This window comes from Micromonospora sp. IBHARD004, assembly GCF_052814115.1.
Genome location: NZ_CP199934.1, coordinates 421,531 through 435,271, shown reverse-complemented (window position 1 = coordinate 435,271; position 13,741 = coordinate 421,531). Strand labels below are relative to the sequence as shown.

The 13,741-nt window shown below is 68.6% G+C and carries 15 protein-coding genes and 1 pseudogene; 6 read left to right on the top strand and 10 right to left on the bottom strand.

From position 1 onward, the window contains the following. Positions 1–81: 81 nt before the first annotated feature. From ACTWO6_RS02065 to ACTWO6_RS02045, 5 genes and pseudogenes are all read right to left on the bottom strand, one after another. Complete coding sequence (locus ACTWO6_RS02065; RefSeq protein WP_446217939.1) at positions 82–1,341, bottom strand: hypothetical protein; 1,260 nt, start codon at positions 1,339–1,341, stop codon at positions 82–84. A gap of 469 nt (positions 1,342–1,810) precedes the next feature. Next, positions 1,811–2,408: pseudogene (locus tag ACTWO6_RS02060) on the bottom strand (hypothetical protein). A gap of 756 nt (positions 2,409–3,164) precedes the next feature. After that, positions 3,165–4,220: an IS110 family transposase gene (locus ACTWO6_RS02055; protein ID WP_446217938.1), complete on the bottom strand. Its 1,056-nt coding sequence runs from the start codon at positions 4,218–4,220 to the stop codon at positions 3,165–3,167. An 833-nt stretch (positions 4,221–5,053) separates the two neighbouring features. Continuing rightward, positions 5,054–5,749 carry an MOSC domain-containing protein gene (locus ACTWO6_RS02050; protein WP_446217937.1) on the bottom strand — a complete coding sequence of 232 codons (696 nt, stop codon included), beginning with the start codon at positions 5,747–5,749 and terminating at the stop codon, positions 5,054–5,056. Between the two features lie 118 nt (positions 5,750–5,867). Then, positions 5,868–6,341 (bottom strand): hypothetical protein, encoded by a 474-nt coding sequence (locus ACTWO6_RS02045; RefSeq protein WP_446217936.1) that lies wholly within the window; start codon positions 6,339–6,341, stop codon positions 5,868–5,870. 59 nt (positions 6,342–6,400) lie between these two features. On the opposite strand from ACTWO6_RS02045, the gene ACTWO6_RS02040 reads away from it, so the two are divergent. The 4 genes from ACTWO6_RS02040 to ACTWO6_RS02025 all read left to right on the top strand — a co-directional run bounded on the left by ACTWO6_RS02040 (position 6,401) and on the right by ACTWO6_RS02025 (position 9,608). After that, entirely contained in the window at positions 6,401–7,141 is a 741-nt protein-coding gene (locus ACTWO6_RS02040) for a tyrosine-type recombinase/integrase (RefSeq protein WP_446217935.1), read from the top strand. Between the two features lie 978 nt (positions 7,142–8,119). Next, on the top strand, positions 8,120–8,446 hold the full coding sequence (locus tag ACTWO6_RS02035) for a zinc finger domain-containing protein (protein WP_446217934.1): 327 nt from the start codon (positions 8,120–8,122) through the stop codon (positions 8,444–8,446). Positions 8,447–8,685: 239 nt separating this feature from the next. Further along, the gene (locus tag ACTWO6_RS02030) at positions 8,686–9,042 is read left to right on the top strand and encodes a hypothetical protein (RefSeq protein WP_446217933.1); all 357 of its coding nucleotides are present in this window, start codon (positions 8,686–8,688) and stop codon (positions 9,040–9,042) included. A gap of 53 nt (positions 9,043–9,095) precedes the next feature. Then, complete coding sequence (locus tag ACTWO6_RS02025; RefSeq protein ID WP_446217932.1) at positions 9,096–9,608, top strand: hypothetical protein; 513 nt, start codon at positions 9,096–9,098, stop codon at positions 9,606–9,608. Here ACTWO6_RS02025 and ACTWO6_RS02020 read toward each other — a convergent pair. The 4 genes from ACTWO6_RS02020 to ACTWO6_RS02005 form a co-directional block, all read right to left on the bottom strand. Continuing rightward, positions 9,539–9,913, bottom strand: a complete 375-nt coding sequence (locus ACTWO6_RS02020; protein ID WP_446217931.1) for a hypothetical protein — start codon at positions 9,911–9,913, stop codon at positions 9,539–9,541. The genes ACTWO6_RS02025 and ACTWO6_RS02020 overlap by 70 nt on opposite strands. Then, entirely contained in the window at positions 9,906–10,259 is a 354-nt protein-coding gene (locus ACTWO6_RS02015; protein WP_446217930.1) for a DUF2625 family protein, read from the bottom strand. The genes ACTWO6_RS02020 and ACTWO6_RS02015 overlap by 8 nt, the downstream gene beginning before the upstream one ends. A gap of 181 nt (positions 10,260–10,440) precedes the next feature. Further along, positions 10,441–10,626, bottom strand: a complete 186-nt coding sequence (locus tag ACTWO6_RS02010) for a hypothetical protein (protein ID WP_446217928.1) — start codon at positions 10,624–10,626, stop codon at positions 10,441–10,443. Positions 10,627–10,665: 39 nt separating this feature from the next. Beyond that, positions 10,666–11,106, bottom strand: a complete 441-nt coding sequence (locus ACTWO6_RS02005) for a VOC family protein (protein ID WP_446220531.1) — start codon at positions 11,104–11,106, stop codon at positions 10,666–10,668. Positions 11,107–11,336: 230 nt separating this feature from the next. Here ACTWO6_RS02005 and ACTWO6_RS02000 point away from each other — a divergent pair, with 230 nt between their 5' ends. Further along, entirely contained in the window at positions 11,337–11,594 is a 258-nt protein-coding gene (locus tag ACTWO6_RS02000) for a tyrosine-type recombinase/integrase (protein WP_446217926.1), read from the top strand. A 339-nt stretch (positions 11,595–11,933) separates the two neighbouring features. Beyond that, positions 11,934–12,737 (top strand): HAD family hydrolase, encoded by an 804-nt coding sequence (locus ACTWO6_RS01995; RefSeq protein WP_446217925.1) that lies wholly within the window; start codon positions 11,934–11,936, stop codon positions 12,735–12,737. A gap of 75 nt (positions 12,738–12,812) precedes the next feature. On the opposite strand, the gene ACTWO6_RS01990 is transcribed toward ACTWO6_RS01995, so the two are convergent. Further along, a complete protein-coding gene (locus ACTWO6_RS01990; protein ID WP_446217924.1) occupies positions 12,813–13,559 on the bottom strand; it encodes an oxidoreductase in 747 nt (248 codons plus the stop codon). Positions 13,560–13,741 lie beyond the last annotated feature (182 nt).

Sequence of the window (13,741 nt, the reverse complement as noted above, 5' to 3'; positions counted from 1 at the left end):
CATCACCGTGTGCGACCCTCGCCCACGTGATGAGCGCCGAGTACGCGGCGTCGACGTGGGGAGCGTCGACCCGGTACCAGATCAGGCCAGGGAGTCGAGCAGGGCGGTCAGGGCCTGCTGCTCGGTGGTCTGGTTGGGGTGGCGGGCGCGTACCGCCTTGAGAGCCGTGTCGATGCGGCCGTCGAGGAATTGCCAGGCGGTCGGGTCCTTGGGCTCGAGGGTGGGCTGGTCGTCGTCCCAGGCGGTCTCCAGGTCAGTGATCCGTTTGGTCGCGCCGGCCTGGTCGCCGGCGCGGACCTTGTCGAGGGTGTCCTGGGTGATGCTACGGAACTTGGCGATCTCCGACGGTGGGAAGTGTCGGGTGGCCTGCCCCGGGGCGAGTGAGACCGTGGACGCGGGTTCGGGCGCCTCCTCCTCCGCGCTGGTGCGCGTGTGTGGTTGGGCGGCCGCCCAGCCGAGCAGCAGCGCGGTGGCGAGCGCGACGATGGCGAAGTAGCCGAGCATGACGTGTTCCCTGCGCGGACGGGTGGTGACGGTCGGGGTGTGCGACGCGTCGTACTCCTCGATGACGTCCTTGTGCGTGACGGTCAGGTAGATCACGGTGGCCAGGATCGCGGCCAGGAAGATCACGCTTGTCGTCGCCGTACCGAGACCAAGTCCGCCGTCGGCGCTCGGCGATGCCAGCCAGTCGCCCAGGTTCGCGCCCAGCGGCCGGGTCAGGATGAAGGCCAGCCAGAACGACAGCACCGGGTTGGCCCCCAGGCGCCACCCGATGAAGATCAAGCCGATCAGCCCGGCGGGCAGCAGCACCGCGGTGCCCGGAGCCCATCCGGTCAGCTCGATCGTCCAGTCGCCGACCGCGGTGCCCAGCGCGAAGGTGACCAGAACAGCGAGCCAGTAGAACGCCTCCCGGCGCAGGGTGACGATACTGTGGATCGACAGGGTCCGTTCCCGGGCGTACCAGACACCGAACACCACGGCGAGGACCGCCGCGAACACGCTCGTGCTCAGCGCGAGCGGGACCTGCAGTTCGTCGGTGAGGAGGTCGGTATACAGCGTGCCCGTGACGCTGACCACCACGACCGTCAGCCAGTAGACCGGCGGCCGGTACCGGCTCAGCCGCAGCTGCCAGACCAGGACCGCGGCCAGGACAACGGTGAAGATCAGCGAGGTGGCTTTCAGGCCGACGCCGAGCTCGAAGTTGATCCAGTCCGCGAAGCTCTCACCCACCGTGGTGGACAGGACCTTGATGATCCAGAACCAGATGATGACCTCAGGGACCTTGTTCTGCAGCGTCCCCTCGGGCGCGCGCCCCGCCTTGGCCGTCCGTGATCTGTTCATAATGGGTCAATTTATTCCAGACCTGGCAGCCGTGGTGGCTAAACCAAGCGGTGAAGCACGCGCCCGGACCAGCCACCACCGCCGCCGCACCCAGCCGATCCATCAACCAGCATCTACATAACGAACCCGGGCTGCCGTACTAGGTGCAGGTCACACAGCACGAACAAACCACGACGTTCAACGAGTGGTCGGCCCGCCTTCCCTTATCGCCCCGCCGACGTCACCGGTAACAGAGGAGGCACGGCGCTAACCTCTTTGTTCCGATCCCCGCTTCCCCTAGCTAGGCGTCTGCCAGAACGCTGCGTCCGGCATCGTCGCGCAACAGAGCCAACGCGGGCGTTGAGCGTCTTCGCACCGGAGCTCTCCCCGGTCGGCCCTGCCATCCCTGACTGCCGTCACTCTTCCCTGGGAACGCGGCTGGCCGGGTCCCCGTGGTAGGGACCCGGCCAGCGGTCGGATGGTTATGAGGTCACCAGTTGTTGGCGACGATGTGGGCGGCCTGCTTCTCCCACTGGGCGTAGGCGAACGGGTACGCCGAGACCTGCACCGTCTGGGCGGCCTTGGTCAGCGGCATGTCCCGCCACCCGTCGACCTGCTTGAGGCCCTTCAGGAACGCGGTGGTCGCGTACTGCGGGTCGGTGATCTCGTCGGGGCTACCCCACCCCGCGGACGGGCGCTGCTGGAACAGGCCCAGCGAGTCGTGGTCGTTGGCGTCACCCAGGTTGCCCAGGTTCTTCAACTTCGACTCCTGCATCGGTAGCCACCGCGATCACTGCGGCCCGCTTGCCCATGCCGGACTTCTTCGTCGCCGCGATGATCTCCTGCGCGTTGGCCTCCTGCGCATTGCTCAGGGCGATCCGCGACTGCTTACCCTGCGTGCCGTGCGGGATCAGCTTCGCGCTGCTCTTACGCGGCTTGTGCGCGCCCGACTTGTCGGCCTGCACTGCGGCGGTGTGAGCGCCGGTGTGCGGCGCGGCCAGCGCGCTGGTGGCCGGACTGGCGGCTACTCCAGCGGCCACACCCAGCCCGGCAACGGCCAGGACACTCTTACGCAGAATCGTATTCAGGTTCATGATCTAGCTCCATTCGGGGTCGACGCCACCAACCCCGCAACGCGGGCAGGGCTGGAAGCGCGAGCACCGTTCGGCGCTCAACCGAAAATGGGGGAAGGACCTCACCGGGTCGCGGGGCCACCGCCTCGCACGCTGGCGGGACCATGTGTAACGACCGGCCGGCCAGGGTCATTCCACCGGGCGGCAGGCCATTCGGCCGTACGGATGTGCAACGCCCACCAGGCCGGCCCGCATTCCGGGCCCCTGGCGGGACCCTGTCTGACGACCGGCCGGCCGGGATCATTCCACCGGGCGGCAGGCCATTCGGCCGTATGGATGTGCAACGCCCACCAGGCCGGCCCGCATTCCGGCCCCGGCCTGCCCCGAAACCCGACAGCCGGCACCAAATCGCACCACTCTGCGGCCGAGAAGGCAGAGGAGGGGCCTTTGCCGGCTCAACGAAGATTGAGAGTCAGACCCGGACGGCAGTTTGGGACCCGCACCCCCCCGAATCCGAAAAGAAGCACTTCGGCTTCACGTTTGGCGACTCGAACCTGGTAGGCCGAATCGACCGCGTCAAGATTACTGTTTGCATTTATTCACCCGGCGCGCAATTGCGGTACGTCCGTCAATTACAAAAAGAGTGATGCATCTTAGTGGCACTTTGCCTTCAATGCACCGAGCTCTATGAGGCGCCGCACTGAGATTTGGGGGTCACTGACGCAATATAGCAGCCTGGCTTTTTGGGCTATCCCGATGCTCCTATGGAGGTCAAGTGGTCAGGGCGGTGAAGTCGGCGAGCAGGGCGGTGTAGATGTCGCGGACGATGTAGCGCTTGAGGCAGCGGAGGATCTCTTGCTTGCTGAGGCCTTCGGTGATGCGTCTGTGGACGTAGGCCTGTGTTCGCTGGTCGTAGCGCATGCGGCACAGTGCGATGGTGTGCAGGGCGTGGTTGGCGCCGCGGTCGCCTCCGCGGTGGAGGCGGTGGCGGCGCACGCGTCCTGAGCTGGCGGGGATGGGTGCTGCGCCGCAGAGGTGGGCGAGGGCGGCTTCGGAGTGCAGCCGGTCGGGGTTGTCGCCGGCGGTGGTGAGCAGTTGAGCGGCGACGTCGGGGCCGACGCCGAACAAGGCCGTGGTGCGGGGTGCCGCCTTGCGGACGATGGGTGTCAGCTGCCGGTCGAGGGTGGTGATCTCGTCGGTGAGGGCGGTGACGCGGCGGGCGAGTCCGGCCAGCGCGGCGGCGGTGGCGTGTTCCGGCTGGTGGAGTTTGGCCGGGTCGTAGGTCAGGCTCGTGCACCGGTTGACCAGCACGGCGGCGCTGAGCTTGGTCAGCTGCGCTCGCAGGGATTCGGGGGCGGCGGCGACCAGGCCGCGCATCTGATTCAGGGCGGCGGTGCGGGCCTTGACGGCTCCTCGTCGGGCGACCCGCAGGGCGCGGATGGCCTCGACCGGTCCGGTGCGGGTTTTCGGGGCGCCCTTGGCGGTTCCGGCGAGGGTTGCCCGGGCGGCGGCGATGCCGTCGATCGGGTCGGACTTGCCCTGTGCGCGGCGGGCGCGGCGATCGGGTCGGTCCACTTCCCTGACAGTGATCTTCTTGCTGGTCAGATAGCGGGCCAGGCCAGCGCCGTAACTTCCGGTGCCCTCCACGCCCACGGCCGTTACCCGGCCGAACGAGCGCATCCACGCCAGCAGATCCGCGTATCCCGCGGTGGTCGCCGGGAACTCGGCGTCGGCCAGGAGCCCGCCGGTGCTGTCGATTACGGCGGCGTGGTGCGTGTCGCGGTGGGTGTCTACACCACCCATAATTGATCGCTTCTTTGCTGCCATGCTGGTGAGGTCCGCCTTTCTCGTCTGCGTCGAGAATCTGTGGACACGTCACCGGTCAGGCAGACGGACAACACAGTGGTGGGCGCCTCTCGCACAGGCTCCTATCAGGTCACGACGCCTGACCGGTGACATGCAGCTCGCGAGGCCACCGAGCTGGCCGACGAATCGAGATGAGGACAGCAATCGTCGGTCTGCCGGTGAGTCAGACCAGCCCGGCGACCCACCCCACCATCCTCACTGTCTGCCATCGACCCGCCCTCCTGGGGAGCGGGCCGCCGCCCGGCCCGCCACGTCAAACGGACCTTGACAGCTCGTACGGGCGCTGGCGGGTCGGGCGGTGGTCTGCTCGGCTCGCCCGGGTCGACGGCAGGCGGGATGGCCTACCGCAACCACCCACGGACCGCGACCCGCCGGCGGAGCCCCGGCCATCCTGAAGCCGGAGCGCCCCCGCCGGAGGCGCCCTAACCGCAACCCTGCGACCGCCGCCAGCTCGCCGACGCGGCCGGCGTGCGCTCCCCTACGCCGCGCGGGCTCTTGGCCGCGCGGCCCGGCCGGCTGCCGGCCCACCACACCACCGGTCAACGGCCTGTCGTTCTGCGGCGGCCCTCCGGGCTCCCCCGCGCTTCGCGCCAGCCGCCGGGCGTCAGGCGTGACGGCCGCAGAGCGGCAGCGGCAGCGGCTGGCGCGCGCCCTGGCGACGGCGCGTGCGGCCCGTTGCGGGCCGCCTTGAAGACGTACAGAAACTTTGAACCAATTCGCCGGCGGCCGGCTGGCCGGTCTCAGGACCTGCATCGCAGATCGGTCTCAGGACGTGCGTGACACCCGCCCGGTTCTCAGGCCGTCACGAGTTCGACGGCATCATGCAGTCCGATACGACCAGGGCGTTCGACTGTTGCCCACACGCCGAACGTCAGGTCGTGGTGTTCGGCAACCGTCCTCAGGAGGTGGCCATGCTCCGGGGCGCCCTCTTGCGCAAGGTCGATCATGACGCATCGGGTTAGCCGGCCGCGTGGCCGCAACACCACGTCGGAACCGATGCGGACGGCTCGCCCGAGCCAGCCATCCTCTGGGAAGTCGCTGCCTGGAACGTCGACGAGCAGGTTGGCCCGGAACCGCACTGGGTCGACGGGTTCCCCCACCAGGTCATGGAGTCGCTGTAGGGCGGCGGTGCTGATCAGGCTTACCGGGCCCTCGTCGTGGTGCATGACCTCCGCTTCCCGCTCGATCGTCACGCGACGGGCCAGTACTTCGCTTACAGCCTCGTGCCCCGCGGGCTCATCCGCAGCGAAGCGACGTCCGTCGGGCAGCTCCACGACCGGCGCTGAATCGCCAGAATGCCCGCGCAGCGTGAACAGGCCAGGCATCCGACGGAAGCGACGCGTGTTCTTCCCGCTGCCCAACTTCCCGTCGGCGTCACGCACCGCCCACAAGCGGTCACCAACCAGTCCGCGCTCGTCGACCTCGACTGTTGCGAGCTGCTCACCGAGCAGTGACTTGATCGGATACCGGCGGATCTCGGCTAGCTTCATCGACCTCACTGTAGATCGCCCCGACCGAGCAAGATCTCTAGCCGGACCTGTCACCCACGTCCCGAGACAGATCTGTCACGGACGTCCTGAGACCCGACATCGCCGGCGGCCGGCCGGCTCAGTTCGCGTAGACCGCCGTGGCGTCGTCGCTGCCCTTGTTGCGGGGCCACTTGGTGCCGTTCGGGTCGGCTGCCTCTATCGCTCGGACCCGTCGAATCAGCCCGGTCGGGCCATGTTCGTCCAGGACGTCCAGCACTCCTCGCCAGTCGAGCAGGTCGAACATCGTGACCAGGCGTGCGGCGCCATCGGTCAACACCGCCACCCGCCGAACGGCCGCCAGCGGGATCTGCCCGGTGATCGCGTGCGTGACGACGGTGGGATCTGCGGCAGCGACCCAGAAGCCTCCTGGCTGGTTCCTCAGCGCCAGCTCGGCGTGCTTCATCCGCAGTAGGGCTGCCTGCTTCTGTGCGGAGCCGAACGGGTATCGGTTGGCCTCGGCTCGTTCGGCCTGGGCGGTGGTGTCGACCCGGTCATCGTTGAAGACCTCGATGCCATCGGTGGTCTCGACCACCACGGTCGTGTCGCCGAGCACGTGACGTCAAGCCGGTCACAATCAGCCGGAAGGACTTCTTCGGCAAGCTCCTCCCGGCCGTGCCAGCCCGCCACCGCGCGATCGTCTGCGCTGCCGCCGGGGCGGGCCTGCGCTGGGGAGAGTGCGCCGGGTTGGCCTGGTCGTCAGTTGACCTCGATCGCGCCCTGCTGCGCGTGGTCCAGGTCGCCGAGGAAACCCACGGCGGGATCCTGCTCCGCCCATACCCGAAGAGTCGGGCCGGAGTACGGACTGTTCCGCTGCCGAGCTTCCTGGTGTCCGCGCTGCGCCAGCTGCGCACCGAGACCAGCGACCAGGACCCGCGAACGCTGGTCTTCCGCGACCGGGTCGGGCGCCCGCTGCGCCGGTCGAACTTCCGCCGACGCGTCTGGCTGCCCTCGCTGGTCCGCGCCGGCATGCTCGGCCAAGTCGTCAACACCGGCCCGCACCGGTTCCGCGTTGTCTGGCCGGATCGGGAGGGCGTCGAGAGGTCGGCCGAGTTCACCACCGAGCGAGAGGCAGTTGCCTACGTGGCGGCCAAGGCCGTCGGAGGGATGCGCTTCCACGACCTGCGGCACGCGTATGCCACATGGCTGGTCACCGACGGCGTCCCGATCAACCTGGTGCAGCGGGTCATGGGCCACGAGCAGGCGTCCACGACGCTGAATCGCTATACGCACACTCCGGCCGACTACGCCGCTCGGATCTTGGATGCCTTCACGCTGCCTGCTGACGATTTGCTGACGAAAGCGGCTGAGCCGCCCAGCGAGAGCCTGCCCGACAGCATGGGAGAGCGGCCGTGACCTGCGGCGGAGCGCTCAGCCAGAGAAGGGACGACCCCCGTCGGGGGGAGCCGGGTAGGGCGTACCGACGGCTACGGCTGAAAGTCAGCGACTGCCGATACGTGCACCGTGTCGGCCGTCCGGTGAAACCCAGCCGCAGCCGTTGTTGTAGCGTTCGCTGCCTTTCTGCTGCCTCCAGCAACCCGGGTCGGTGTGCGGCAAACTCGCCCATCCACCACCCCACCCGGCGAATCATCGAAGCGCGTGGGGCCACGTCAACGTACCCGCTGTCGGCGGTCCAGTGGACGGCCGAGACCTCACTGTGCCGGTCAACGACGACGGGTTCCCGCCTGACGAACTCGATCAAACTTGGGCTGTGGGTGGAGTACGGCGGCGAGCTGCTGAACACGGACGTGAAAGGCATCTATGCACGCGAGTCGATAGCTGGAGCCGGGCCGCCCTGGGTCTACCAGTGGCTGCCACATCTCGCCGGCAGAGCTTGACCTGTTCGTCTATAGCTCCTTGACCTGTTCGTCTATAGCTCATGGCAGAGGGGCTGCTTCAGATCGCGTGCGACGTCAACCGGCAGGGTTGAGCCTCGCCTCGCCTGCTGGGTCCAGTGGGTTGCTGTTTACCCGTGAGCGCGGGTTTCACAACTGGATACCGGCGCCCCCTTAACAGCGGCGCCCGCCTGTCCGAGGTGGGTAACCTCCTCGTGGCCTATGTCGACCTGACCACCGAATCGGTGCACTTCCACGCAAGGGCGCCAAGGACCGACGGGTACGGTTCGCGCCCAAGACCGCATGGGCCCTCAGCCGCTATCTACGGGCCCGGGGACAAGCACAAGGGCGCCGCACTGCCTCAGCTGTGGCTGGCCGAGCGCGGCACGGCCCCCTTGACCCCGAACGGCATCAAGATCCGGCTCAAGCGGCTCGGTCACACCAGGGACCCTGGACCCTCAGCCACGTTTGACCCACGCGAGGGCGGGGAGACGGGCGCATGCCCCTCATCGACATGCCCAGTGAGCAGGCCCAGTCGCTGTTCTGGGAAGGAATGCAGGAAGTGGCTGAGGCTGCCACGCGACACCGGGACGAGGAGCTGTTCGATGCGCTGCGCAAGATCGGAAAGGCGGCGGTGTCCCAGGGCATCGAGCCGGTGCCGCAGGGCGGGCGGTTCCTCCGGTGTCCGGTGTGCGGTTCCGCGCCCGGCCAGCTCTGCCTTAGCACGCCCGGTCACCCTCTGAAGGACCATTTCCACCCGGAGCGGGTCGACCTAGTAGGGAAGATCCTGACGGGCGAAGTAGCGATGGAAGCGGTGATCCAGTGACGGGCTGTTCTTTAGGGATTTCATTCGCGTTGCGTAACACGTCATCAGCATGGCACCAACGAAACCGGCTCCTCGCGAGCCGCGTGCAATGAGGTGATCTCAGCAATGAACCGGTGCCTCTCGACGTTTCGCACACGTTTTCGCTGTCGGCTGTGCCGAATCTGTGCCCGATGATCTTCTGATACCCACTCGGCGCCGCTGCGCTCAATGGCCATATGTGCTTGCTGGATACTTCCGGCATGGGGACGCCCTACACTCCTGCGGCCAGGTTCCGCCGCACTCAAGCTGAACGCGTCGATCAACTGCTGTCATGGAAGCGGTCGGACCAAGCGTTCTTCGCCGTCGGCGCATGCCATGTGCTCGCCTGGGTCGCCGTCGAGCGGTACGCCTCAGCCGGTTTCGGCATCATGGGCCTACGTCAGCTCGGTGAGCCCTACGTCAGTCACGTGATCATCAGCAACGGCCGCTGGGCCTTCGACCACGATGGCTGGACGCCCCTGCCCGAGCTGCTGCGCGCCAAGCAGTACGCGCACGACCCGCTGCCACACGCCCGGAGGTACCTGCAACAGCGGCCCCGCCCACCGGAGGTGGTGTGAACCCCGGACGCCTTATGCAAAGGCGGCTCGAAGCAGTGGACGCTCGCCGGCCAATGTCGAGGACTAGCGCCGAACTCAAGGACCTTGTCGTCCTGTACCAGCCGTCGTCGGTTCTTGTCGCGCGTCTTGCTGACTTGTTGCTGACCGCCGTCCTGCTGCGCAGCCTGCCCAATCCGCTCACCGTCGCCGAGGTCGCGACCATCCGCGACGCCCGTCCCGCCGGACCACCACCCACTCCGGACACCGAACCGCTGCGGGTCGAACGCCGCGTTAGCAGCCGCGGAGCCCTCGTCATTGCCGGCCAACGCATCCACGTCGGCATCCGCCACGCCGGCGCAACCCTCACCGTCGAAGCCGCCGACACCACCTTCCGCGTCCACGACGGCAACCAGGTTCTCACCGAAGTCGCCCGCACCACGACGAAGAACATCGCTAGATTCAAAGCCCGCAAACCAGAGCCCCCCACGCGCCGGAATCGCCGAGTCGGTTCGGAGCATCACCACTCCCCCTCCGGGAAGTGCGTTGACCTGACGAACGATCCCTCCTCAAGCAGGATCAGCCGATAGTCACCGGACCGCTTCAGCGCCTCGTAAAGGCGGTCGGCGAGCGCCCTCCCCTCCGCATCATCGACCGCATCGACGATGACCTCGCAGGGGTGACTCTTGAACGGCTCCGTGGGATTGTCGATACCGTTCACTGCGAACTCGTCGTTCACATAGATCCGGTGGTCACCCAACTCCCCCCAGAAACGGCGACTCCCCTCTGGCATCTCTCGCAGGTGCATCCCCAGAACGTCTCGCACATCCCGCAGCAGCCGCTCAAGGCCGAGGAAATCCTCCGTGCGGCCCACCAGGATCTCGAACTCACTCATCGACTGCCGACCGCTCATTGGTAGGAGTCAGGCCGGTCGAGAAGGCGCCCCAACCAAACTGCCCGCCCATCACGTCGAAGGCGACGATCAGACGACCAGCCCTGGCATCCAACTCGGCAGCCACATCCGACAGCCCCTCGTGCCCAGCGCCGAGCACCCGAAGCCAGCCGTGGCCGACCACCAAACCACCGCTGTTGGCAACCACCGAGCCAAGCCATGACCTGGTCGTAACTCCCAGGACCGTCAGACGCGCGGCCGCCCGCTCAGAGTCGACCGGCAACACCTCCACCCGATCGGGAGCTGCTCCCACCCCCGACGAAGCCTCGACCCACGCAGACTGTTCCACCCCCACAGCGTCCCAGGGCCATCGACCATGCAACGCTGAGGGCCTGTGGCAAGGCAAACCGAGATCGTCTAGCCGGACGTGTCACGCACGTCCCGAGACAGATCTGTCACGGACGTCCTGAGACCCGACACCGCCGGCAGCCGGCTGCCTGGTCTCGGGACCTGCGTGATGACAGATCGACTCAGGTGCTCGCTCCCGGCCCGGCCGGGCCGGTGCGCCCTGCCTGCTCGTCCACCATGTACTGGGCGTACCAGGCCGGCCAGTCCGGGTCAGGGCGCCCGGTCTCTTCCTCGTAACGGCCGTGCGCAGTCTCTGCACGCCGCAGCGCGGCTGCCAGCTCGGCCACCGAATCATAGGTCGCCTGCATGCGACTACTCCTCCTCCGCGAGAAGCGCCGGTCCGGCACTCACCACAGCCGGCCCGGAAAGCGCGTGGTGACCTCTTGGAGGAACCAGCCATTGCCGTCCGGGTCGTTGAACGAGGCGAACGAGAAATAACTCTGCCGGTCCGGAGCCAGGCCAGGGACCCGTCCTTGGGCGTTCGCGCGGGGCATGCCACCGCCCGCGTCATGGAATACCTCGCTCACGTCGACGTCGCGGCCAGCCAGCTCGGCCCGGGCCGCCTCGATGTCGTTCACCACGAGGCACAGGCCCTGGACGGAGCCGGGCGCGGCCGTGGTGAGGCTGGGGCCCAACATGATCGAGCAGTCCGACCTGGGCGGTGTCATCTGCACCACCCGGGCATCCCCCTCGCCGATGTCGATATCCTCCCGCCAACCCAGCGCCTTGTAGAAGTTCTTGGCCCGGTCCACATCGGCGACGGGCAGCACGATGAATTCCAGCTTCATGTCCACGCTGTCGGCTCCTCTCCCTGCGATGGCAGCGACGCATCAACGCCTTCGGTTCCTGTGCCCTCGGCTGGCCTGCGCCCATCCTCAACCAGCTCTCGCCCAAAATACCCAAAAAACTACAAAACCCTCGAAGTCCCCATGGATGTGACAGCGCCAATGGAGTCTTCGGGCAGGCGAACAGCTTGGCCGCGGTCAGGGCATTTGAGGGCGCAGCCCGACGCCGTTCCGTGGGAAGTTCTACGTGTGGGGCCGGATGGCACGCCTACGCCACCTGGCTGGTCACCGACGGCGTCCCGATCGACCTGGTGCAGCGGGTGATGGGCCACGAGCAGGCGTCCACGACGCTCAATCGTTATACGCACACGCCGGACGAATACGCGGCCCGCGTCCTGGCCGCCTTCGACAGCTCTGCTGCCTCCCTGCTGCCTCCCGCCGGGGAAACGCCCTCGGAGAGCACCCTCGACGGGGACGGAGAGGAGCTGTGACCTGCGGCGGAGCGCTCAGCCAGAGAAGGGACGACCCCCGTCGGGGGGAGACGGGGGTCGTCGGAGGTTCGGCTCCGGGGGGGTCGAGCCGAACCCACTCAGCGGTCACGGGGGGTGCAACCGCCGAGGGCTTGGGTCACGAGACGCGAACTCTCGTCGCGAGCACAAGCATGCCGCAATGGACCGGTATACGTCGAGTGGCGTGCGCTGCACTCGTCGCCAATTTGTGATCGGAGAGTGTGACCGTCGTCACTCTCAGCAGAGATCGGTGCGTCCCGACCGGGCCGGGAGGCCCCGGGCACCCGCCGACGGCGGAGCGTCGGGCTAGACTTTCGCGCCGTGGGCCGAGGTGCCGCTTTCTTCGATCTGGACAAGACCGTCATCGCCAAGTCGAGCGCCCTGGCGTTCGGTCGGCCGTTCTACCGGGACGGCCTGATCACCCGGCGTGACGTGGTCAAGTCGGCGTACGCGCAGCTGATGTTCCGGCTGGGCGGCACCGACGAGCAGACCATGGCCCGGACCCGGGACTACCTGGCCACGCTCTGCAAGGGCTGGCAGGTGGAACAGGTCCGCCAGATCGTCGCGGAGACGCTCCACGAGCTGATCAACCCCTACGTGTACGCCGAGGCGGCCGCCCTCATCGAGGAGCACCAGGCCGCCGGGCGGGACGTCGTGCTGGTCTCCGCCTCCGGCGAGGAGATGGTCCGCCCGATCGGTGAGCTGCTCGGGGTGACCGACGTGATCGCCACCCGGATGGCGGTCGAGGACGGCCGGTACAGCGGCCAGGTCGAGTTCTACGCGGCCGGCCCGAGCAAGGTCGACGCGGTCGGCGAGCTGGCCACGGAGCGCGGCTACGACCTGGCCGACTCGTACGCCTACTCCGACTCGTACAGCGACCGGCCGCTGCTGGAGTGCGTCGGGCATCCCAGCGTCGTCAATCCGGACCGGGCGCTGCGCAAGCTGGCGGTGGAGAACTCGTGGCCGGTGCTGGAGTTCCGGCACCCGGTGCCGCTGGGCCGGCGGCTGCGCGATCGGCCCGCCGTGCCGGTCGCCGCGGCGGCGCTCGGCGTGGGCGTCGGGGTGGCCATCGGCATCGCCTGGTACGGCCGGCACCGCCGGGCCAAGGTCGCCCCGGTCGCCTGACCGATCCGCGCGGATCGAGGCGCCGAGCACCACGCGCCGCGGATCCTGCGGGCAACCGCGGCGGCGGGTTCAAGATCAGGACGCGGCGAGCACCTCGTCGCCGATGAGCTCGATCTGGTCCGCGCCGATCTCCACGGCGCTCATGTAGTGGCGGAGCCAGGAGCGGAGCCCGTCCGGGGTGCCGGTGGCGAATGCGCCGGCCGCGCCGACGTACTCCGGTTCCCGCTCCTGGTGCCCGACGTCGACGGCGACCAGCCCGCGCGGGTCGAGGCCGCTGGCGAGCAGCACCAGCCGGGCGGCGGCCCGGGCCACCACCCCGGACGGCCCGGCGAAGGGGCGCAGGTTCAGCAGCTCGCCGTGCACGACAGCGGCCAGCGCCAGCGGGGAGACCTTCGTGCCCCCGGCGACCAGGCCGGCCAGCCCGTCGAGACGCGCCGCGACCACCGGGTCGGCCACCGGCCGCCCCAGCTCGGGCTCCGCGACGACGTCGCGGGCGGCGAGGACGTGCAGCTTGGCGAGGGCCTGGCGCGGCGCCTTCGGCCAGAGCTCGCTGAGCCCCGGCAGCGCCCCGGCGACCCGCAACGCGCCCTGGAGCACAGGGTCGGTGACCGTGCCGGCCCGGACCGCCTCGCGCTCGTGCGTACGCCCCTCCAGGGCGGCGCTGGCCACCGCGGACCGGAGGCTGACCTCGGCCGCGACCTGGCCGCCGTGCCGGCGCAGCGCGCGGTGCCGGTGCGCCTGGTCGACCCGGTCGCGGGCGCGCTCGACGGCGGGCGCGATGTCGGCGAGCGCGAGCAGCGGGGCGAGCGGATCGGTGGTCACCCCGCCACGCTAGCGACCCGCCCGGCCCGGCCGGCCGTCACCCGCCGACCGGGCGACCCGGACCACCCGCGGCCGTGCCCGGCCCGATGATCAAGCCGGCTCTGGTGAACGCCGCGGTGATCAGCGGCCCGAACACCGCAACGGGCCGAAAACCGGGCGGCGACACGCCCGCGGACCGGGCG